Raw genomic sequence first — 22551 nt, 5'->3', positions numbered from 1 at the left:
ATGAAAATTTGTTGGGAGTTGGAAGGTGAAGTTCGAAAGATGGGAGTTGGAAATTATTTTAATAGAATGAGGAATTGATTAAATTAATGGTCACGGAATAGAAATCCTCGACATATGGATTTTAAGAATAACTTGTAAATATAAAAACTTACGTATATTTGAGTGTTACTGCAATTTTACCAAAACAAAGTGGAAAACTTAAATAAAAATAAAGAAGTCAAAATTGGAATTTCAAAATTTTCAATTGGTTTTGATTTTATTATTGTCATAATAATATTCGGAATTGCATTCTATTCATACTTTGGAAAAAATAATATTAAAATTTCAATTTTTCTGGTTATAATTGGCACACTAAACTTAATATATTATCTTCGAAAACTTTCTGACACTGAAACAAAAATATTGATTAACTCAAGAGGAATAAACCTTGAAAGCAAATTCATTAGTTGGGATGAAGTTAAGGATATTAATGTGGAAAAGTTGAGTTCTGGAAAAACATACAGCGAATATTTGAATATTGTAACTAAAAAAAACAAATTGTTTGATATTGACATTACAGAATTAAATATTACTGGAAACAAACTACTAAAAACTATTGAATTTTATCGAAAATAAAAAAACTACAGATAAAATAGATTTTGTAAAATTCGGAGTTAAACAATCAACACTACTCCCAATAGAATTTCTAAATTTTAATTCTAAATTTTACTTAGATTTACCACTAAAAGTTATCCAATTAATATTAACGTCTTGATTTAAATAAAAATATGAAAAAAATATCTTTAGTTCTAATAGCGTTCGCTTTGGTTTCTTGTCAGAAAAAAAATGAAACTCCTGAAACCCTTTCTCCTGAATTGGCTTCTTATGAGCAAAAAAGTCCTTCTGATTCATCAAATGTGACAAATGCACAGAATTCTGCGCCTATCATAATGAACAACTCTGCTCCTGTTGCTCCACAAAGTAATACAGTTTCAGTCAATCAACCACAACCAACTGCACCGGGAATGAATCCACCTCATGGACAACCGAATCACAGATGTGACATTCCAATTGGCGCTCCATTAAATTCTAAAAAAGCAGAACCCACAACGGTAAAATCCACTGATATTCAAACGAGTACAACTACTCCTATTGCTGTACCACAAAACAATACCTCTTCTACAAGTGTAGCAGCTGGAATGAATCCTGCACACGGACAGCCTGGTCACAGATGTGATATTCCAGTTGGTGCACCTTTACCAACAAATTAATTTATAATATTTTACAAATTTTATAAAAATAATCACTACATTTGCAACTCAAAAATTTTAATATAAGATGAGTACTATATTTAGTCTTTTCATGGTGTTAATCATCATAGCTTGTGTTTTATTAGTTATTATTGTAATGGCACAAAACCCAAAAGGTGGAGGTTTATCTGCTACGTTTGGCGGTTCTTCTGCACAATTCGGCGTACAGAGAACAAATGATTTTATGGAAAAAGCAACTTGGGTATTAGCGATTATCATTGTTTCATTGATCTTCTTAAGCGTAGTGCTTACTGCAAAACCAAGCGTACAAATTAAAGACGTAAATGCACCAGAGAAAAAAGAAGCTAAAGCTCCTGCTCAATCAGCTCCACAAGCTCCGGTTCAAAAACCAACTGCTACGAAATAATTTATTATTTACGATATTTAAAAAAGCGATTCAGAAATTCTGAATCGCTTTTTTATTGATTGTTCCAATATTCATCTTGATTTTTTACAAAAAGACATTCTATAAAAGATTCTAAAGAAATTTTCTGTAAAATTTCATTTTCAATTTCTTTGAATTCTGTTTCAAAGAAAAAATTTTCTAAGATTATATTTTCTCTATTTATAATCAAAATATTTTGTGGATGATAAAATGGATAATTTATTACATCTGCATTTGTGGTAATGAGTTTTTTACCTAATGCTAAAACTTCAAAAGTTCTAATGGTTAATCCATTTTGAAAGGGTTTATTGATATCTAAGACGGATTTTGTTTTTTGATATATTTCAATGATTTGCTGATGAGAAAGTGTTTTAAAACTCAGTTTTTTTATATTGAAATATTGCAAATTCTTATCAAATATTTTCTTTAACTTAAAAACAAACTTACCCATAGCATAATAATAAAAAAAAGTTTTTAATTGAAGTTTTTCTGCTATGCTTCTTACATTCTCTCCTATAATATATCGGTCTGTATGTGCGCTCCCTACAAATGCAATATCAATTTCTGGAGATTTTATTTCCTTTCTCTTCTTGTAATATTCATCTAAAAAAAATAAGGGACGAAAATGCAATCCATATTTATGAGCATCATTTCTATCAAAAGTAAAATTTTCATCAAAATCATTTAAATGTGAAACAAGATGAGGGTATTCAGCAAATGAATCAAAAGTATAATAAATTGTTTTGAGTTTAGGAAGACGCGCTTTCAATTCTTTTACAAAAAAACGAGGTGTAGCTTCTCCTTTGATTAGTAAAAAATAATCATAATTTTCTTGATTTATTTCTTTTAAAATTTTTTTATAATAATGATTAATTTTAGAAGAAATTAGTTTCTTATTTAATCGTACAATACCTTTATTAATTAGAGAATTAGATGGTCTATCGTCATAAAAATCTACAATTGCTCCTAATTCTTCGAGTTTAGAAACAATAGCTTTTTCGTAATTAAAAAAACTTACGGAAACAAAAAGTATTTTTTTATTCTTCAGTTGAATCATTTTAAAAGTCCTTTTTCTCTCATCTCATTCAATGATTGATTAAGATTTATTTTACCTTTTTTTTGTTTAAGAACCCATGTTGTAAATTTTCCAATCCCTTCTTCAAATGAAATTTTTGGATAAAAATTTAATTTTTTTTGAGCCCAAGAAATCTCTGCAAAATTATGCCTTATATCTCCTATTCTAAACTGCCCCGAAATATTTATTTCAATATCTTTTTTATAATATTTTTTAAGAGTTTTTGCCACATCTAAAACGGTTGTAGAGATTCCTGTACCGATGTTAAAAATTTCTTTATTTAAATTCGTATTTTCAAGTGATAAGATAATGGCCTCTACTGCATCATCTATGTAAATAAAATCTCTAGATTCTTCTCCGTCTTCAAAAATATTGAGGTTTTCATCATTCAATATTTGACTAGAAAAAATAGATAGAATTCCTGTGTAAGGATTTTGTAAAGATTGGCCTGCACCATATACATTCTGAAATCTTAATGCCACTGCATCAATATTGACAGAACTACAGACAGACATTACCAATTGTTCTTGAATTTGTTTTGTAATTCCGTACACTGAAATAGGATGAAGTGAGGATGATTCATCTGTAGGAAGCGGTGTAAGGATTTCTCCCATGTTACTTTTTACTTCAAAATCAGCATTTTCTAAATCACCTAATTTTCTAGATTCTGGATAAACAATTCCTAAATCTTTATGAAAATATTTTCCTTCACCATAAACTGCTCTAGAAGATGCTAGAATAACTTTTTTAATTTGGTGACTCTCATTTACTAAAACATCTAACATTTTTGCAGTTCCAGAAACATTAACATCTGTATATTTATCTATCTGATACATAGATTGTCCTGTTCCTGTTAATGCAGCTAAATGTATAATTGCGTCTTGATTATTAAGAACTTTTTGCCAATCAGATTTTTTGGTTACATCTCCTTTTATAAAATTTACTTTACCTAAAATATTCTGAAATAGCGGAGATTCTTCCTCTGGATTTTCGCCATGCACTTGAGGCAATAAATTATCTAAAACGGTTACCTGATAACCTTTTTCTAAAAGTCTGAGACTAAGATTACTCCCAATAAAGCCAGCGCCACCAGTTATTAAAATTTTTTTCATAATATCATATTGCCTCCCAAATTTTAGTATCTGGATTGTATTTTTTCACAACTCGGGCTGGCGCACCTACAATTACACAATAATCAGGAAACTCACCTCTTACTACCGAATTTGCTCCAACTACACATTGTTTCCCAAGTTTAGTTCCGGCCATTATTGCAGCTCCCATTCCTATGTACGCATTTTCTCCAATAGTAGTCTCTTTAACTAAGTATTTTTGTTTTACTACATGTTTACCTATTTCTTGATATTCATGATCAATATTGGTAATAAACACATTAGCAAGGATTAAAGATTTTTTCCCTATTACTAAATTACTTGCAGACGTAATATGTACATTCTGAGAGATTATAACATCCTCCTGAATTGTTATAGTTCCATTTTGATGAGTTTCCATTCTCACATGAGGAAAAATTCTTACTTTCTTATCTATAAATATTCTTTTTATTCCCAAAATAAGTGTAGGCTTACCAAGATATGATGGCAAAGAAAATTTACCAAAAAAAGGTTTATATAAGACTGCTCGTAATGTCCAAAAAAATTTATCTATCATCATTTACTTTTAAAAATTCTAAGAAGATATTTTAGTTTAGAGAAAAGAAAAAAGAAAAAATACTTTGAGAAATTAATTCTTTTTGTTAAATACATTTCTTTAAGATTTTTCTGAATACCTTTTTCCATTGCTTGAAGATTTGCAGACAGTCCAGATTCACCAAAAGATTTTTTACCTGCTCCCGTTATCACCAAATCTTCTGCTAAGATAAACATATTATTATGTTTAGAAATTCTCATCCAATAATTAGCATCTTCAGAATATTTTTGATTCTCATTAAACAGACCCGTATTTATTAGAATTTTTCTTTTAAATATAGCAGTAGAAGTCTGTCCTTCTATTCTAAAAAGCAACTTATTAAGAGTGATTTTTGCGAGATTTTTATAATTAATTTTATAAGGAAACCATATCCTTTCAGAATTTCTTAATGCCACCAAAAAATCTATTTCTGGATTTTCTGTTAAAACCTTCATCATTACTTTGGTTTTATGAGGCAACCAAACATCATCCGAATCTAAAAAAGCAATCCATTCTCCTTTTGCTAATCTCAAACCTGCATTTCTAGCCCAAGAAACGCCTTTGTTTTCCTGATGAATTAATTGAATTTTTAACTGAGGATTTTCATCTATGAATTGTTGAACTTTTTCAGCGCTTTTATCGGTAGAACCGTCATTGATTACGATGATTTCGAAATCAAAATTCCCTTCTTGATTTTTCACCGAATCTAGCGCTGCTAGAATGGTATTTTCGGCGTTGTAAAGAGGAATAATTACAGAAATCATGCAGTGAAATTTTTATAAAAATTACATTTTTTCGTTGTAAGGCAAACGATTCACAATACTTCTTCCCAAAGAGATTTCGTCTGCATATTCCAATTCATCACCCACGGAAATTCCACGAGCAATGGTAGAAAAAGTCACCGGAAATCCTTTGAATTTTTTGTATAAATAATACGCTGTGGTATCTCCTTCCATGGTTGCAGAAAGCGCAAAAATCAATTCTTTTACCTTTCCTTCATTCAGTTTTCTTTCAATAGAAGAAATATTCAATTGATGCGGCCCAATTCCTTCCATAGGAGAAATTTTCCCACCCAAAACCAAATATTTACCATTAAATTTAGCCGTATTTTCTATCGCCATTACATCTCTTACATCTTCTACAATGCACAAAACCTCATCATTTCTCTTATGATTACTACAAATTTCGCAAATATCTTCATCTGAAAAATTATGACATTCCTGACAATATTTAATGTCCGTTACCAATTTTTGGATGGCTTTACCTAGTGCCATTCCTTGAGATTCTGGAACGCGAAGCAAATGCAAAGCAAGTCTCAATGCAGATTTTTTACCAATTCCGGGCAAACTAGAAATTTCTTCTACGGCTTTTTCTAAAACTTTACTGGGAAAATTCATTATACAAATGTACTTTTTAATTTGAAAATCTGAAAATTTGAAAATTTAAAATTATCTTTATCAAAAATAAATTTCTATGCAAAATCTTCAGTATCCGCTATTTTTAAAATTTAAAATTTCTACATTGGCGAGTGATTTCAATATTTCTGACAAAAACGGAAATTCTTTGGCTTATGTTCGTCAAAAATTATTCAAACTCAAAGAAGATGTAGTTGTTTACAATAACGAAAGCAGAACGCAGGAAAATTTCAGAATAAGAGCCAATCAATGGATAGATTTTAACGCAAGTTACGCCATAACAGATCATACTGGAAAGAATTTAGGAAAAATCGCCAGAAAAGGAATGCGCTCTATTTGGAAGGCTACTTATTTTGTAATGGATGCTTTTGACAACCAAAAATATAAAGTTCAGGAAGAAAATGCTTGGGTAAAAATTATAGACGGATTCTTTACCGAAATTCCAATTTTGGGAATTTTTACAGGTTATTTTTTCAATCCTACTTATATCGTTCATGATAATAACGAGAAGGAAATTTACCGTTTGAAGAAAATGCCTTCATTTTTCGGTAGAAAATTTCAGTTAGACCAAATCAATGATATTGCAGATGAAGATGAAACTCTGGTAGTTTTAAGCCTAATGATGATGGTTTTATTAGAAAGAGCAAAAGGTTAACATCAAATCAAAAAATATTTATTATCTTTGATAAAATCCAAAAAATTATGAAAAAGCTAATATTACTTTCAGCAATGATAGTTTCTGTACTTTCTTTTGCGCAACAAAATTCTTCTAACAATGTAAAAAGAGATAGCGATAATTATCAAAGCTATTTTACCATGAATGATGCTTCGTTTAAAAACAATGAAGCAGATTTAGAAATTAGCAAATATTATTTTGACATCAGAAAATACATTAAATCAAAGAAAGCAGAACTTTCTTCAGAAGATTATCAAACGCTAATGAAGCAAAACGAAAAAGACTTTACTACCATTAACAAAGCAGTTTATGGAATGAGCGCTCGATTATTTTTAGAAAAATACGGCGAAGAATTAGAACAATACAAGAAAAAAATTTACGAACAAGTAGATTTACTTGCTAAAAAATAAAAGAAAAGCCTGCATTTTGCAGGTTTTTTTATGTTTACATTTTCACGATTCATTATCTTTGTAAGAAATCATTTTATATGTCAATTACCCATTTAGAACCTCAAAATATTTGGAAAAACTTTGCGGCACTTAATGCCGTTCCACGTCCTTCTAAAAAGGAAGAAAGAGTTATCGCTTTTATTAAAAATTTTGGCGAAAATCTTGGTTTACCCACTTCTGTAGACGAAGTTGGAAACGTCATCATCAAAAAACCAGCAACCGCAGGAATGGAAAACCGTCAAACCGTGGTTTTACAATCTCACCTGGACATGGTTTGTCAGAAAAATAATAATGTAGATTTCGATTTTGATACACAAGGAATCAAAATGTATGTAGATGGAGATTGGGTAAAAGCAAAAGGAACCACTTTAGGCGCAGATAATGGACTTGGCGTTGCAGCCATTATGAGTATTTTAGAAAGTACAGACATTGCTCATCCTTCTATTGAAGCTCTTTTTACCATAGATGAAGAGACAGGAATGACAGGTGCGCTTGGTTTAAAACCTGGTCAATTAACGGGCGAAATTTTATTAAATCTAGATACAGAAGAAGATGACGAAATAGATATAGGTTGTGCTGGTGGAATCGATGTAACGGCTTCTGCAAACTATACTCTGACCTCTACTTCTTTAAATTTTGTAAAAATTGAAATCAAAGGTTTACAAGGTGGCCACTCTGGAATGGATATTCATAAAGGTTTTGGCAACTCTAATGTAATCTTGGGAAGATTGCTTTATACAGGCATTTCTAACGAAATTCAATTGATTTCTATTGACGGAGGCGGATTGAGAAACGCTATTCCTAGAGAAGCTCACGCTTTGGTTTCCGTAAACAATGCTTCTGAATATTTACAAAAATTAGAAGCTCTTAAATCTGATATTTTAGAAGAATTTGCATCGGTTGAAAAAGATTTAGAAATTAATTTTGCTACTGCTGATAATACAGAAAACGGACTTTCTGTAGAAGACTCTAAAAAAATTATTTTAGCTTTAAAATCTGCCCACAATGGTGTATACAGAATGTCTCCAGACGTTGAAGATTTAGTAGAAGCATCTAATAATATCGCAAGAGTAGAACTGAAAAACGGTGGTTTAAAAATCTTAAACTTAACTCGTTCTTCGGTAGAATCTACCAAAATGGCTGTTGCCGAACAACTGAAATCTGTTTTTGAACTGGCAGGAATGCAAGTTGACTTTTCGGGTTCATATCCAGGTTGGAAACCAAAACCAGGTGCAGAAATTATTAAAATCATGACAGAAATTTATGAGAAAGATTTCGGAGCAAAACCTCACGTTGTCGCTTGTCATGCAGGTTTAGAATGTGGAATTATTGGAGCGAATTATCCTAAAATGGAAATGGTAAGTTTCGGTCCTACGATTAGAGGAGCGCATTCTCCAGACGAAAGAGCAAATATTCCTTCAGCACAAAAATTCTGGAAATATTTACAAGAAATCTTAAAGAATATTCCTGTGAAGAATTAAGAATTGTCTTTTAACTTTAAAAAAAATCCAAAACATTTAGTTTTGGATTTTTTTTATATATTTGAATAATAATAATCATGAAACAATCCTTTACAGAAAAATATTAAATAAAAATCTATTTTTCAATTGAAATTTCTCTGAAAAACAAAAATACATTAGCATAAGTCTAATAGTATTTTATTCTTTGTCAAATATATTTTACCCAATACAATTAAACTATTAACAATTATTAAAATGAAGAAAAAAAAGTACATTATTTTAGCTTTGATCTTAAGCAATTTTTTTCTTATAAAAGCCCAATCGGCTATTGTCTCTTCTGGTTCTGACACTAGTTCTTCAGCAGGAATGGTAAGCTCTACTATTGGAGAAACAATTTACACTACTACAAGCTCGGGAAACGGAAGTATTTCTCAAGGTACCCAACAAGCTTATGAAGTGAGCACGTATTTAGGAGTTAACGAAACAGACATTAATCTTATTTTCAACGCATTTCCTAATCCGGTTACAGATTTTTTAACAATAAGTATAAATAAAGATTATAAAAATTTGAGTTTTGAACTTTTAGACTCTAATGGTCGTCTATTAGAATCTAATGAAATCTCTTCAAAAGACTCCTCTATTAATATGGTGAAGCGCCTACCTTCTGTCTATTTATTGAATATAAAGAAAGGAAAACAAACCATTAAAACTTTCAAAATAATTAAAAAATAATACTATGAAAAAAAATCTATTTTCGCTATTTGCCTTTTTATTTGCAACTTTATTAATTGCGCAGACACCTAATCTAATTAGTTATCAAGCAGTGGTAAGAAATGCTTCTAACGCATTAGTGGTTAATCAATCAGTTGGCATAAAGTTCAGTATAATAAAAAATTCTATTAATGGAACTACAGTATACTCTGAAACTCAAAACTCAACCACTAACAACAACGGACTTTTTACTGCTAAAATAGGTAGCGGAAGTCTTGTAAGTGGCTCTCTAACAAATATTAATTGGGGAGACGATTTGTATTTCATAAAAACTGAAATAGACCCAACTGGTGGCAATTCTTATACCATTAATGGCACTTCTCAACTTCTAAGTGTTCCTTATGCTTTACATGCTAAAACCGTAGATGATAATTCTATAACCACAGCCAAAATTTCGGCAACAGGAACAGCTAATTCTAGCACCTATCTAAGAGGTGATGGAACTTGGGCTGCATTGTCAACTCCCAATATCCCTTTTTCTGTTGTGGATGTAAATTCTACAACATTTAATTACACTGTACAAAATTCTAGTATTGGAGGCGTACTACTTTTAAATTATTCCGCTTTTACTTCTGAAACTGTTAATATAAACATTACTTTACCATCTCCAGCTGTTGTAGGAAATGGCGCAAGATTAAAAATATCATACACTCAATATAACAGTAATACAACAATTAATGTAAAAAGCAAAACGCCTTTTGGACTTCTTTACACTGCTTCTGATGGCATAAAAGCCTCTAACACTTATGGAATAACTATTGGTGCAACGGAATTCATTTGCGATGGAACAAATTGGTATGAAGTACCTTCTCTTTAATATCACTTTTAAAACAAAATAATAAAAAATCCAAAACTAAATGTTTTGGATTTTTTATTAAAAACCTATTTCTAATAATGATATAATCGTTATTTTTGATAAAATTTAAATCAGACATGAAAAAACTCTTATTTCTTTTATGGATTAATATTTTTGCAATTGGTTTTGCACAGGTAAAAAGTCCAAATGAATTTATACCCACTTATGGAAAACAAATTACCCTTTATCATCAAGTAGAAGATTATTTCAATCATCTTACCACCCAAACTCCTTATGTAAAATACCAAAAATACGGTGAAACTTCAGAACATAGAAATCTTAATCTTTATTATATCTCAACTCCTGAAAATTTAGCCAACCTAGAAGAAATAAGACTTCAGAATTTAGCTTCTATTGGTATGGCTCCTAAAACCTCAACCAAAATCGGCGACAAGCTCATTGTTTGGCTAAGTTTTAATGTACATGGCAACGAATGGGCTGGAACCGAAAGCGCTCTTTCTGTAGCTTACGAATTAGCAAACCCAGAAAATAAAACTACTAAAGAATGGCTGAAAAACACGATTGTTATCTTAGACCCATGTCTTAACCCTGATGGGTTTTCTAGATACGGAAACTGGCTAAGAGAAATTTCGGGTAAAAATACCAATCCTAATAAATTCGACAGAGAACATGCAGAAGAATGGCCCGGTGGAAGATACAATCATTATGTTTTTGATATGAACAGAGATTGGGCTTGGCAAACACAATCGGAAACTAAGCAGAGAATGGCAATTTATAACCAATGGATGCCACATGTACATTCGGATATTCATGAGCAAGGATATGATTCTCCTTACTTTTTCCCGCCTGCAGCAGAACCTCAACATGAATTTATTGAAGCCTATCAAAAAGATTTTCACAAATTATTAGGAAAAAATATTGCCACAAAATTTGATGAAAAAAATTGGTTATATAATACCAGTGAAAGATTTGATCTTTTTTATCCTAGCTATGGAGACACTTATCCTATGTACAATGGAGCCGTAGGAATGACCATAGAACAAGGTGGAATTCGTGCCGGTAGAGAAGTTACGATGGAAAATGGTGTAAATCTTACCATCAAAGAAAGATTAACCCATCATAAAACTGCTGTTTTAGCAGTAGTAGAAACCTCTGCTTCGCAGATGGAACCATTAATAAAAGGATTTAGAAATTTCATGAATAATCCTAGAACGAAGATGAAAGGAAAATATGCTACATATGTGGTTAAACACAATCCTAAAAACGTTCAATTAGCTGAACTCCTCAAAATTAATAAAATAGAATATGCTTATGCAACTGAAAAAATGAGCACAAGCGGTTATAATTATTTCAGTAAAAAAGATGAAAGTTTTTCTGTAGAGCCCAATGATTTAATTGTAAAAGTAGATCAACCGAAAGCGGTTTTTACACAAATTTTGTTTGAGCCTACTAATAAAATGACGGATAGCCTTTCTTATGACATTACCGCTTGGAGCCTTCCTTTAGCTTACGGCGTGCAAGGTTATGCGGTAAAAAATGCTTTAAATATAAAAACAAAAAATTCTATTGAAACTACTTCTAAAGAAATTCCGAAAAACGTTTACGCATTTTATGTACCTTGGAACAACAGAATTTCTGCAGAAATTGTAGGCGAACTTCACAAAAAAGACATTAAAGTAAGATATGCCATGAAACAGGCTATTTTTGGCGAGGCTACCATAGAACCTGGAGGAATTGTTATCACTAAAGGAGACAACCCAAAAATTACTGATTTTGAAAACCTTGTAGGAGAAATCGTAAAAAAGAAAAATGATTTCACTACTATTTCTACAGGTTTTTCTAAAAATGCTAAAGATTTAGGTGGAGAGAACTTCCCGTTAATGAAAGCTCCAAAAGTGCTTTTACTCTCTGGTGAAGGCGTTACTTCTACTGAATTTGGTGCTGCTTGGTATTATTTTGATGAAGTCTTGAATTATCCCGTAACAATTGTGGAGCAAAATAAACTCAAAAATGTAAAACTTTTTGAATTTAATACTTTGGTGTTGGCAGACGGAAAATATAATTTTTCTGATGCTGAAATGAAGAGATTAACAGAATGGATTAACAATGGCGGAAAAGTAATTGCAATTGATGGCGCACTGAATATCTTTGACGGAAAAGAAGGTTTCGCCTTAAATCCTTATGCTTCAGATGAAGAAAAACAAGCTGCGGAAAAATTAAAAAAGGAAAAGGAGTTGAAAGAACGTTTCTTAGATTCTGGAAGTGAAGAAAGAAGACTATTGGCCAATTCCATTCCTGGTGCAATCATTGAGAACAATTTAGACATTACCCATCCTTTATCTTTTGGATTAGGCAAAAAATATTACAGTTTAAAAACGGGAGACAAAATCTATTCTTTATTGAAAGGAAGCAACAATATAGTTTATGTACCTAAAAACTATAAAAGCTATGGTTATATTGGCCACAATTTTGGAAAAAAACTACCCGAAACGGTAAGTTATTCAGTAGAAAGCAAAGGCTCTGGTAAACTGGTTTACATGATAGACAATCCGCTTTTTAGAGCATTTTGGGAAAACGGAATTCTGTTATTTAGCAATGCTTTATTTTTAGTGAATTAATTCAATCTTGATAAAGAAAAAGGCTGTTTCGGAAATTGAAACAGCCTTCTTTTATTTTTTTCAGAAGAACATTTACTCGTAAGGTACCAACTCTACTTCCAGACCTTCTAAATCTTCTGTAATGTGAATTTGACAACCTAATCTAGAATTTTCTTTTACATTGTATGCTTCAGAAAGCATTGCTTCTTCTTCATCAGATTTTTCAGGAAGCGGAGTGTCACTTTTTACATAGCATTGACAAGATGCGCACATTGCCATTCCTCCACAAACGCCAATCGTTCCTTCTTCTGCTAATTCATAGAGTTTCACGATTTCCATCAAGTTCATCGCCATATCTGTAGGCGCAGCAACTTCATGCGTAACTCCGTTTCTATCTGTAATTTTTATATTTACGTCTAATGCCATTCATTCAAAATTTAAAATTCAAGATTCAAGTTTTTTAATTTAATCTTTTCACTTGGCTCTTAATCTATCTTCTTTACTACTGCTTTTTCAGCTTCTTTTCTGGTTCCGTCAAAACCATCTACTCCACTTACAGTAGTATATTTCAAGACATATTTTCTGCCAGGATTCATTCTATTGTAGACACTTTGACACATCAAAGTTGCTTCGTGGAAACCACACAAAATTAATTTTAATTTTCCTGGATAAGTATTTACGTCGCCAATTGCATAAACGCCTTCAATATTGGTTTGATAATCCAAAGCATTATTCACCACAATCGCATTTTTCTCAATTTCTAATCCCCAATTCGCAATATCTCCTAATTTAGGAGTCAATCCAAAAAGTGGAATAAAATAATCAGTTGCTAAATCGTAAACTTCACCTTCTTTATCTACTGTAATAGCTTCTATATGACCATCACCTTTTAGACCAATTACTTCTGCTGGTGTAATTAAGTTAATTTTACCCGCATTTTTAAGTTCTTGTACCTTTTCTACGGAGTCAAGAGCACCTCTAAACTCATTTCTACGGTGAATAAGTGTAACAGATTTTGCCACATTAGATAAGAAAATACTCCAGTCCAGTGCAGAATCACCGCCACCAGCAATTACAATGTTTTTATCTCTGAAATGTTCAGGATTTTTCACAAAATATTCTACTCCTTTTTCTTCGTAGTCTGCAATATTGTCAATCAAAGGTTTTCTCGGCTCGAAAGTTCCTAAACCACCAGCAATTGCCACAGCTTTTGCACGGTGAATAGTACCTTTATTGGTAATCACTTCGAACGTTCCATCTTCTAATTTATTAAGAGTAGTTGCAGTTTCTGCCAAGGTAAATCCAGGCTCAAACTGTTTAATTTGTTCCATTAAATTATCTACCAATTCCCCCGCTAACACTGATGGATAGCCAGGAATATCAAAAATTGGTTTCTTAGGATAAAGTTCTGCCAATTGACCACCTGGTTGCGGTAATGCATCTATGATGTGACATTTAATTTTAAGTAAACCTGCCTCAAAAACAGCAAAAAGACCGGTTGGTCCGGCTCCGATAATCAATAAATCTGTATTTATCATTTATATATTTTTTATTGTAAATTTGAATTACGAATAAAAACTTTTCATTTTTTGCAAATATAGCAAATTTTGTGGTTTGGCCTATGTAACTTTAATGACATTTGTCAATACTGATTATGCGTAAAATTGCCACTTTAAAATTTTGGCAAAGAATTTGCGAAGGAATAAATATTTAAAAATCGATCATGAAAAAAATATTCAATTTTATATTTTTATTAATTTCAATCACTGTTTTTTCACAAATTGACAATATTAAAAGTGGTGAAAAACTTTCGTATAGGTTACATTATGGTTTCTTAAATGCAGGAACCGCTACATTGACCACCAACCAAATTACTTATAAAGGAAAACCTCATTACAGAGTGACAGGAGTTGGGAAAAGTACTGGTGCAGTAAGAGCTTTCTTCAAAGTGGATGATGTGTACGAAAGTTACATTAATATCGCCACTGGATTACCTAGTTATTATGTAAGAAACGTTTCGGAAGGTGGTTACAGAAGACATTATGAAACCGAATTTAACCATGATAATCAATCTCTTACCCTAACCAATAAACTGGACCAAACTTCTAAAAATTTTAAAACTATGAGAGGAATTCAAGATATGCTTTCTTCTTTTTACAACCTTAGAAGTATGGACAAATCTAAATTTAAAGTAGGAAGCAATATTAAAATGAATGTTTGGATTGATGATGAATCTTATCCTTTTATGTTAAAAGTGGTTGCTGTAGAAAACAAAACAACCAAATTTGGAGATATTTCTTGCCTTAAAATCAAACCTTATGTAATGAGTGGTAGAATTTTCAAATCTCAAGAAGGCGTTACGATGTGGGTTACCAATGACGAAAACCACGTTCCCGTAGAAATTAGAGCAGAACTTTTAGTGGGTTCTCTCAAAGCAAGTTTAGACGGATATACCAACGTAAAATATCCTTTGAATTTTTCTAAATAAAATTTCATGAAATATAAAATCCGACAAAAATTGTCGGATTTTTTTGTACTTAATGTAATAAAACTAAAAGATTAGTTGTTCTAATTGAAACAAATGAAAATTTTTTGCAACTAATTTCTTTAAATAAAAAATACATGAAAGTTCAAATCATCATCTTATTCACTTTTCTTTTTGTCGGTTTTTCCTCGGCACAAGAAGAAAAAACCGAAAACATTACCCGGAAAACCATCAACGCGGTAAGAGTAGAAAAAGCGCCAAAGATTGATGGAATTTTAGATGATGAGATTTGGAAAAACGCACCTATTGCCAATGATTTTATAGAACTAAGACCTAATAATGGCAAAGCTGAAAATCCTGATTTCAAAACAGAAGTAAAAGTCGCTTATGACGATACCGGGATTTATGTTTCTGCGATGATGTATGACAAAGAACCTTCTAAAATCGGGAAAGAACTTACCGAAAGAGACAATATAGGAAATGATGATTTCTTCGTACTTTTTATTAATGGATATAATGATAAACAGCAGAGTTTAGAGCTATTTGTAACTGCAGCAGGTGTACAAGCAGATAGCAAAATTACCAATCAAAATGGCGAAGATTTTTCATGGAACGGAATTTGGTATTCTGGCGTGAAAATTTTAGAAAACGGTTGGTCTGTAGAAATAAAAATTCCTTATTTCGAGATGAGATTTCCTAAAAGCGAAAAACAACAGTGGGGAATTAATTTTTTTAGACAAATCAATAGATTGCGAACCGCTTATACATGGAATCATGTGAATAATCAAAAAGGAAGCTTCTTATTATATGACGGAATTCTAAACGGCGTAGAAAATATACAAACGCCTACCAGATTATCTTTCCTTCCTTATTTTTCGAGTTATGTAAATTATTTTGACGGAAAAACCACTACCAACATCAATGGTGGAATGGATGTGAAATATGGAATTAATGACGCTTTTACACTAGACACCACTTTGATTCCAGATTTTGGTCAAACCAATTTTGATGCTACCGTTCTAAATTTAGGACCATTTGAACAACAATTCAGCGAACAGCGTTCGTTTTTCAATGAAGGAACAGAGCTTTTCAACAAAGGAAATATGTTTTATTCCAGAAGAATTGGTGGTTTCCCAAGTAAGTTTCCTGAACTTGCAGCCGATGAAGAATTTGCAGAAAATCCAGAAAAAGTAAAACTTTTTAACGCGACTAAAATTTCAGGAAGAACAAAAAAAGGCTTAGGAATTGGATTTTTCAATGCCATTACCGAAAAAACAGAAGCTTCCATCAGAAATATCAATACTGGCGAAATCAGAAAAGAAGTAACAGAACCTTTGGCGAATTATAATGTCTTTGTTTTAGACCAAAGATTTCGTGAAAATTCTTCGGTATCGCTTATCAATACAAGTGTGATAAGAAGCGGAGATTTCAGAGATGCTAATGCAACTGGTCTTTTCCTAGATTTAACCAATAAGAAAAATACATTTAATGTTTTCGGTTCTACAGAGGGAAGTTGGGTTTTCGAAAATCAAAAACAAAAATTCGGTTTCGAAGGAAATGCTGGTTTTAACCAAATTATTAAAGGTCATCAATTCGGCGCAGAAGTTTTCTTGAGAGATAAAAATTATGATATTAACGACCTTGGATTTACTGGACAAACCAATTATGTGAATTATAGTGCGAATTACAATTACCGTTATTTGCAACCAAAAGGCAATATCAATCAATTGAATTACAGCCTTAGAGTAAACAATAACAGAAGATTAGAAACCGATTTATTTGCAGATTTCGTGATTCACCAAAATTTACAAATTACCAATAAAAAGTTTTTCAATTTCGGAGGTGGATTGATGGTAAAACCACTTGGAACCAATGATATTTACGAACCGAGAACCTTCGGAAAATATCTTTTCATTCCGGCAATGTATAATCCATGGGTTTTTGCCAATACAGATGAAAGAAAAAAATTCAAAATCGGCGGTTATGTAGAATTTTATAAATATAATGAAGACAAGAGAATTACGTACATGTCCGAAATCAATACCCGATATCGATTTAATGACCATTTCTCTATTTTCCACACTTTAAATTATGCTAATTTCAATAATGAAACTGGATTTGTAGGAAAAGACGCCACGAATATTTTCATTGGCCGAAGATTAAGAAATTCTGTGGAAAATAGCGTTTCTTCTCAATATACTTTTAATGAGAAAATGGCGATTAATCTTACTTTCCGTCATTATTTTTCGGAAGTTGCTTACAGACAATTTTATACGTTAAAAGATAATGGAGAACTTAATCCAGACACTAGTTTCGCAGAAAACAAAGATGGAACCTTCAATTCATGGAATCTAGATTTACGCTACAGTTGGTGGTTTGCGCCAGGTTCGCAGCTGACTTTACTGTATAGAAATCAAGCTCAAAATTTCTTAGATGTAGCCAGATTAAGCATGAGAGATAATTTTGACCGATTGTTTAACGAACCTATGATTAACAATCTTTCGCTCAGAATTACCTATTTCTTAGATTACAACAGAGCAAAAAATTGGTTCAAAAAATCTTAAAAATAAAAAAGCGTTCAAAAAATTTTGAACGCTTTCTTTTTATCATTTCTGAAAATTTCAATAATAAATTCTAATTTATAAATGCCCGAATTGCTCTAGCATTCTCTTATCATTTTCGAAGAACATTCTGATGTCTCCCAATTGATAAAGCAACATTACGATTCTCTCAATTCCCATTCCGAATGCGTAACCAGAGTATTTATCCGCATCAATATTTACATTTTTAAGAACGGCAGGATCTACCATTCCGCAACCCATAATTTCTAACCAACCGGTTCCTTTGGTAATTCTGTAATCAGTTTCAGAATTCAGTCCCCAATAAACATCTACTTCTGCACTTGGCTCTGTAAAAGGGAAATAAGAAGGTCTCATTCTGATTTTTGATTTTCCGAAAAGTTCTGTAGTGAAAAACTGTAAAGTTTGTTTCAAATCTGCAAAACTCACGTTTTCATCAATATATAAACCTTCTATTTGGTGGAAAATACAGTGTGAACGAGAAGAAATAGCTTCGTTACGGAAAACTCTTCCCGGAGAAAGAATTCTAATTGGCGGCTGATTTTCTTCCATGTGACGAATTTGCACCGAAGAAGTATGCGTTCTTAATAAAACATCTGGATTTTGCTCAATGAAGAACGTATCTTGCATATCTCTTGCAGGATGATATTCTGGTAAATTAAGCGCAGTAAAGTTGTGCCAATCATCTTCTATTTCTGGTCCATCAGAAACTGCAAAACCAATAGATTTAAAAATCTCAATAATTCTGCCTTTCACTAAATTAATAGGATGACGAGAACCCAATTCCAACGGAAAAGCAGGTTTCGTAAGGTCTTCTTTTTCGATAATAATTTGGCTAGAAGTAGCTTCTTTCAACTCTTCTAACTTAGTATTCACGGCTTGCTTGAGTGTATTGATTTTTTGACCAAATTCTTTTTTCTGTTCATTCGGAACTTCTTTAAATTTTTCGAAAAAATCATTTAAAATTCCTTTTTTCCCATTGAATTTGATACGAAATTGTTCAATTTCGTCTTTGTTAGTAGAAGTAAAACCTTGCACTTCTTTCAATAACTCATCTATCTTATCTAACATTGGTTTGCTTTATAGAATTGCAAAAATACGGATTTTAATTTTTAACCACAAAAACCATCACAGAATAATCCCGAACTTAAGTCATAAAAAAAGAACTCACAAAACTGCGAGTTCCTATTTTTTTTCACTTGGTTATTTTTACTTGGCTCTTGAAAATTACTTGCTTTCTAAAGCTTTTACCAAAATCTGAAGATTAATTTCTTTGTTCAGCAAACCATTTTCTAGAGGAAGCTCAAATTTCAACCCGAAATCTTCTCTGTTAATATCTGTTGGCTCACTTGCAATGCTTACATTTCCGTCTGCTACCGTTACATTTGCTTTAAATTGAACTGGTTTTGTAATGCCTTTAATCGTAAGATTTCCTTCTAAAAGCGTGTTGTAATCTCCAGCTGTATTTTCGGTTACTTTGGTAATTTCATAAGAAGCGGTAGGAAATTTTTCTACCTCGAAGAAATCTCCACTTTTCAGATGACCTTCTAATTTGGCTTTCATTTCTTGGTCATCTTTTAAATCTATATTTTCTAGTGTGGTAATATCTGCCACGAATTTTCCTGATTGCAGTTTACCATCTTTTACAGTAACATCTCCACTTTCAAATTTTATCTCTCCAAAATGTGTGGTTTGATCCGACTTTAGCACTTTATAACCTTTCCACTCTATTCTACTGTTCATGGTGTCTACTTTGTAGAGCACACCATCAGTTTCGGTTAAAACTTCATTGGCTTCGCTAGTTACAGGTTTATCTTTACCACAAGAAATTACTAAAAAAGAGAGCGCTAAAATCCCCAAAACTCTATATAAATTCTTTTTCATTTTCAACTGTTTTTTATCATTTTACTTCTGCTAAAGTAAGAAATTTCTCTTCAAATTTTCAAAAATTCTTTTATTATGCTTATTTTTGTATATGCTTTTGAATGTTAGAAACTTATATTTCGGTTACAAACCCGGAACTTTACTTTTCAGAAATATCAATCTTTCTGTAGAAAAAGGTAAAATTATTGCTTTGGCTGGCGAATCTGGCTGTGGAAAATCTACTCTTCTTAATATTATTTACGGTTTGTTTGATTGGCAAAGCGGAGAAATTTATTTGGAAGACGAAAGGCTTTTCGGACCGAAAGGAAACATTGTACCAGGAGAACTCGGCATGAAGTTGGTTTCTCAGAATTATGATTTAATGCCTTATCTTACTGTGGCCGAAAATATTGGGAAATTTATTTCTAACACCAATCTTTCAGAGAAAAAGCAAAAAATTCAGGAGCTTTTACAAGTAGTTGGACTAGAAGATTACGCGCATGTTTTGCCAAAAAATTTAAGTGGTGGTCAGCAACAGCGAGTTGCGATTGCGAGAGCGCTTTCTGTAATGCCAAAACTGCTTTTATTAGACGAACCTTTCAGTAATTTGGATTATTCCAGAAAAATGGAATTGAGAGAGCGTTTGTTTAATTATGCTAAAGAACATGAACTTTCTGTGATGATTTCTACTCACGAAATTCAAGAAATCCTTCCTTGGACTGACCAAATCATTGTACTACAAGAAGGAAGATTGATTCAAAATGACAACGCTGAAGAAACTTTCAGAAATCCTTATAATGCTTATGTAGCAAAACTTCTGGGCGAAGTAAATACCATTTCCGAAGAAGAAAAATCTGTACTCAACGTTTCTAAAAATTATTTCTTCCCGCATCAAATTAAAATCACCGAAAATGGTTTAGATGCTCAAATTGTAGAGAGTAGATTTGCAGGAAACCATTATTGGAACAAGATTTTGGTTCATAATATTCCGCTTGTTATGTATTCAGAAAACAAATTGGAGGAAAATATTAAGATTGAGGTTAAGGATTAGGTAAAGGTAAAGGTAAAGGTAAAGGTAAAGGTTGAGTTTAAAATTCATCGTTTAGAACATCCAACTAAAATTTCATTTTATTTCTAGAAAATTTATTAATTTTATCTTCCCTGAAAAACGTAAGGAAATTTTTGGTTAATTCTCTTTCTGCCTTGATGGACTGAAATTAGATTCGTTTCATAAGAACAATCAAAGTCTTAGAAAAGAACCCTGCCAAATCTTTCCTTTTTTATGCATAAAAAAACGCAAAGATAAAATCCTTGCGTTTCATTTTTTTTATTACAAATGAAAATCAGAAATTTTCATCTTCGCTTTTAAAATATTAAGCTTTCTTCACAAATTCAGACTTCAATGCCATTGCTCCGAAACCATCTATTTTACAATCGATATTGTGATCAGAACCTGGTCTTAATCTAATGTTTTTCACCTTAGTTCCCGCTTTTACAGGTTTTGGTGCGCCTTTCACTGGTAAATCTTTAATAACTACCACAGAATCACCATTTTGCAATTCGTTTCCGTTGCTATCGAAAATTTTATCTTCTGCACCTACTTCTGCAGGATCAAACTCATGGAAACATTGGCTGCAAACCAAAAGATTGTCTTGTTCGTAGGTAAATTCGCTGCCACATTTTGGGCAAGACATTAATTCACTCATTTTTTAATTTTTTGCAAAGATACTTTAAAATCTGTAACCTAAAGAAATCCCTGCTCTTAAACCAGCCCAAGGTCCGTCTACTTTTAGATTAGCACCATTTGCATTTACAGTAGCTTTGTATTTTACCACAGGAATATCTAAGTTGTCTAATTCATCCTGAACTTGCTGTTGCTCAACTGAAGTTAATGTTCTATCTGTAATACCATCTAAATCTCCGGTTGATGTTCCATAATGAGCACCTAAAAACCATGCATCAAAAACGAAATTATCTTTTTTGCCTAAAAACCATTGCGCACCGATTAATAAACCTGCGCTGTGAGCTGTAGAATTTCCTTTGAAAGTAACGTCTACGGTATCATACACTACTCCATTGATTTCCATATCGATGGTTTCTGTAAAATTAGAAACTTTGAAGGTAGAATATCTATAATAAGGAGCTAAATAAAAACCTTGTCCATAACCTTTTTTCCCTAAATAAAATCTGGTTTCTAAAGTAGCATTGCTTCCACCGAGTTCTACTTCTTCTAAATTCACCTCACTATCATTGGGTAAAAGTGAAGAAAATGGCAATTTACCTTCTGGTATCATTCCATAACTTACAGAAAGTGAAAATGTTTTGGTAAAAACTCTTTCATAATTCAATTGAAAATTCTTAAAAGCAAAAGCAGTAACATTGGTTTTGATAATATTCCTTCTTTGCGTGTCATTTTCCTGAGCATTCATACTTAAATTCAGTAAAAATAATGTTCCTAATAGTAGTTTTCTCATTTATTTTGATTTTCGGCAAATATATTAATTTGATTGAAGATGGAAGAATGGACGCTAGAAGTTTTTGCTTTGATATAAAAAATATTCTTAATTTTAAAGAAATTTTTAATCATGAAATACTTTATTTTTATTATCACATTATTCATTTTTATTTCTTGTGATCCTGGTTATGCATATTACATAAGTAATAATTCAGAAAAAGATATTTATGTATATACCAATCCACCTATAAAAGTATATGACAAAAGTATTAATAGAACTAAACTAATTGACTCTGCTACTATTAACCCAAAAGAAACTTTTATTATTTATTCAAACATTGGTGGTGGTGGTGGAGAAGAAAGTTTTCCTTTTAAAAAAATTCGTATTAAAAAAAACAATGATTCTATTGTTTTAAAAAATAAATCAGAAATCAATTCTAAATTCAATCAAAACAGAAAGAAAAGATTATTTTCAACAAGTTATACAATAATTGTTAATTAGCTTTTTATCCTTATTTTTGCAAAGAAATAGCAGAAAGCGGAAAGCCGACT

At 31.8% G+C, this 22551-nt stretch carries 24 protein-coding genes; 13 read left to right on the top strand and 11 right to left on the bottom strand.

What is annotated here, in order from left to right; genetic code table 11:
- The first annotated feature begins 189 nt into the window (after positions 1–189).
- The 3 genes from C3729_RS00650 (at position 190) to secG (ending at position 1656) form a co-directional block, all read left to right on the top strand.
- Positions 190–615 (top strand): hypothetical protein, encoded by a 426-nt coding sequence (locus C3729_RS00650; protein WP_104792372.1) that lies wholly within the window; start codon positions 190–192, stop codon positions 613–615.
- 152 nt (positions 616–767) lie between these two features.
- Positions 768–1250: a hypothetical protein gene (locus tag C3729_RS00645; protein WP_104792371.1), complete on the top strand. Its 483-nt coding sequence runs from the start codon at positions 768–770 to the stop codon at positions 1248–1250.
- Positions 1251–1317: 67 nt separating this feature from the next.
- Positions 1318–1656: a preprotein translocase subunit SecG gene (gene secG / locus C3729_RS00640; RefSeq protein WP_069799356.1), complete on the top strand. Its 339-nt coding sequence runs from the start codon at positions 1318–1320 to the stop codon at positions 1654–1656.
- 52 nt (positions 1657–1708) lie between these two features.
- Here the strand turns inward: secG and C3729_RS00635 are convergent, their stop codons facing one another.
- From C3729_RS00635 to recR, 5 genes are read right to left on the bottom strand one after another with little or no spacing between them, the layout of a single operon-like run.
- A complete protein-coding gene (locus C3729_RS00635; protein ID WP_104792370.1) occupies positions 1709–2731 on the bottom strand; it encodes a lipopolysaccharide biosynthesis protein in 1023 nt (340 codons plus the stop codon).
- Positions 2728–3861 carry an NAD-dependent epimerase/dehydratase family protein gene (locus C3729_RS00630; RefSeq protein WP_104792369.1) on the bottom strand — a complete coding sequence of 378 codons (1134 nt, stop codon included), beginning with the start codon at positions 3859–3861 and terminating at the stop codon, positions 2728–2730. The genes C3729_RS00635 and C3729_RS00630 overlap by 4 nt, the downstream gene beginning before the upstream one ends.
- 4 nt (positions 3862–3865) lie before the next feature.
- Complete coding sequence (locus C3729_RS00625) at positions 3866–4417, bottom strand: acyltransferase (RefSeq protein ID WP_104792368.1); 552 nt, start codon at positions 4415–4417, stop codon at positions 3866–3868.
- Complete coding sequence (locus C3729_RS00620; protein ID WP_104792367.1) at positions 4414–5196, bottom strand: glycosyltransferase family 2 protein; 783 nt, start codon at positions 5194–5196, stop codon at positions 4414–4416. Before C3729_RS00620 ends, C3729_RS00625 begins: the two co-directional genes overlap by 4 nt.
- 21 nt (positions 5197–5217) lie before the next feature.
- Positions 5218–5829 carry a recombination mediator RecR gene (gene recR, locus C3729_RS00615; RefSeq protein WP_104792366.1) on the bottom strand — a complete coding sequence of 204 codons (612 nt, stop codon included), beginning with the start codon at positions 5827–5829 and terminating at the stop codon, positions 5218–5220.
- Between the two features lie 76 nt (positions 5830–5905).
- On the opposite strand from recR, the gene C3729_RS00610 reads away from it, so the two are divergent.
- The 6 genes from C3729_RS00610 to C3729_RS00585 all read left to right on the top strand — a co-directional run bounded on the left by C3729_RS00610 (position 5906) and on the right by C3729_RS00585 (position 12638).
- Positions 5906–6502: a hypothetical protein gene (locus C3729_RS00610; protein WP_185117718.1), complete on the top strand. Its 597-nt coding sequence runs from the start codon at positions 5906–5908 to the stop codon at positions 6500–6502.
- Between the two features lie 47 nt (positions 6503–6549).
- The gene (locus C3729_RS00605; RefSeq protein WP_104792364.1) at positions 6550–6933 is read left to right on the top strand and encodes a hypothetical protein; all 384 of its coding nucleotides are present in this window, start codon (positions 6550–6552) and stop codon (positions 6931–6933) included.
- 77 nt (positions 6934–7010) lie between these two features.
- Positions 7011–8453, top strand: coding sequence for an aminoacyl-histidine dipeptidase (locus C3729_RS00600; protein WP_104792363.1), 1443 nt, complete (start codon positions 7011–7013; stop codon positions 8451–8453).
- A 234-nt stretch (positions 8454–8687) separates the two neighbouring features.
- Complete coding sequence (locus C3729_RS00595; protein WP_104792362.1) at positions 8688–9164, top strand: T9SS type A sorting domain-containing protein; 477 nt, start codon at positions 8688–8690, stop codon at positions 9162–9164.
- Positions 9165–9168: 4 nt separating this feature from the next.
- Complete coding sequence (locus C3729_RS00590) at positions 9169–10020, top strand: hypothetical protein (RefSeq protein WP_104792361.1); 852 nt, start codon at positions 9169–9171, stop codon at positions 10018–10020.
- 116 nt (positions 10021–10136) lie between these two features.
- Complete coding sequence (locus C3729_RS00585; protein ID WP_104792360.1) at positions 10137–12638, top strand: M14 family zinc carboxypeptidase; 2502 nt, start codon at positions 10137–10139, stop codon at positions 12636–12638.
- Between the two features lie 72 nt (positions 12639–12710).
- Here C3729_RS00585 and C3729_RS00580 read toward each other — a convergent pair whose 3' ends face one another.
- Positions 12711–13043 carry a 2Fe-2S iron-sulfur cluster-binding protein gene (locus tag C3729_RS00580; RefSeq protein WP_104792359.1) on the bottom strand — a complete coding sequence of 111 codons (333 nt, stop codon included), beginning with the start codon at positions 13041–13043 and terminating at the stop codon, positions 12711–12713.
- 59 nt (positions 13044–13102) lie between these two features.
- The gene (locus tag C3729_RS00575) at positions 13103–14155 is read right to left on the bottom strand and encodes an NAD(P)/FAD-dependent oxidoreductase (RefSeq protein ID WP_104792358.1); all 1053 of its coding nucleotides are present in this window, start codon (positions 14153–14155) and stop codon (positions 13103–13105) included.
- A 185-nt stretch (positions 14156–14340) separates the two neighbouring features.
- Between C3729_RS00575 and C3729_RS00570 the strand changes: the two genes are divergently transcribed.
- Both C3729_RS00570 and C3729_RS00565 read left to right on the top strand, forming a co-directional pair.
- Positions 14341–15105 (top strand): DUF3108 domain-containing protein, encoded by a 765-nt coding sequence (locus C3729_RS00570; protein ID WP_104792357.1) that lies wholly within the window; start codon positions 14341–14343, stop codon positions 15103–15105.
- Between the two features lie 134 nt (positions 15106–15239).
- Positions 15240–17666 carry a DUF5916 domain-containing protein gene (locus tag C3729_RS00565; RefSeq protein WP_104792356.1) on the top strand — a complete coding sequence of 809 codons (2427 nt, stop codon included), beginning with the start codon at positions 15240–15242 and terminating at the stop codon, positions 17664–17666.
- Between the two features lie 75 nt (positions 17667–17741).
- Here C3729_RS00565 and pheS read toward each other — a convergent pair whose 3' ends face one another.
- A complete protein-coding gene (pheS, locus tag C3729_RS00560; RefSeq protein ID WP_069799384.1) occupies positions 17742–18752 on the bottom strand; it encodes a phenylalanine--tRNA ligase subunit alpha in 1011 nt (336 codons plus the stop codon).
- A gap of 156 nt (positions 18753–18908) precedes the next feature.
- Positions 18909–19565: a YceI family protein gene (locus C3729_RS00555; RefSeq protein ID WP_104792355.1), complete on the bottom strand. Its 657-nt coding sequence runs from the start codon at positions 19563–19565 to the stop codon at positions 18909–18911.
- 91 nt (positions 19566–19656) lie between these two features.
- Here C3729_RS00555 and C3729_RS00550 point away from each other — a divergent pair, with 91 nt between their 5' ends.
- On the top strand, positions 19657–20595 hold the full coding sequence (locus C3729_RS00550) for a sulfate/molybdate ABC transporter ATP-binding protein (RefSeq protein ID WP_104792354.1): 939 nt from the start codon (positions 19657–19659) through the stop codon (positions 20593–20595).
- A gap of 322 nt (positions 20596–20917) precedes the next feature.
- On the opposite strand, the gene C3729_RS00545 is transcribed toward C3729_RS00550, so the two are convergent.
- Both C3729_RS00545 and C3729_RS00540 read right to left on the bottom strand, forming a co-directional pair.
- A complete protein-coding gene (locus tag C3729_RS00545; protein ID WP_104792353.1) occupies positions 20918–21250 on the bottom strand; it encodes a zinc ribbon domain-containing protein YjdM in 333 nt (110 codons plus the stop codon).
- 24 nt (positions 21251–21274) lie between these two features.
- Complete coding sequence (locus C3729_RS00540; protein ID WP_104792352.1) at positions 21275–22018, bottom strand: DUF3575 domain-containing protein; 744 nt, start codon at positions 22016–22018, stop codon at positions 21275–21277.
- Between the two features lie 111 nt (positions 22019–22129).
- Between C3729_RS00540 and C3729_RS00535 the strand changes: the two genes are divergently transcribed.
- Positions 22130–22501: a hypothetical protein gene (locus tag C3729_RS00535; protein ID WP_104792351.1), complete on the top strand. Its 372-nt coding sequence runs from the start codon at positions 22130–22132 to the stop codon at positions 22499–22501.
- Positions 22502–22551 lie beyond the last annotated feature (50 nt).

Source organism: Cloacibacterium normanense (assembly GCF_002943105.1).
Lineage (GTDB): Bacteria > Bacteroidota > Bacteroidia > Flavobacteriales > Weeksellaceae > Cloacibacterium.
Note: the sequence above shows the minus strand (reverse complement) of the source record. Positions and strands in the feature narration are given on the sequence as shown.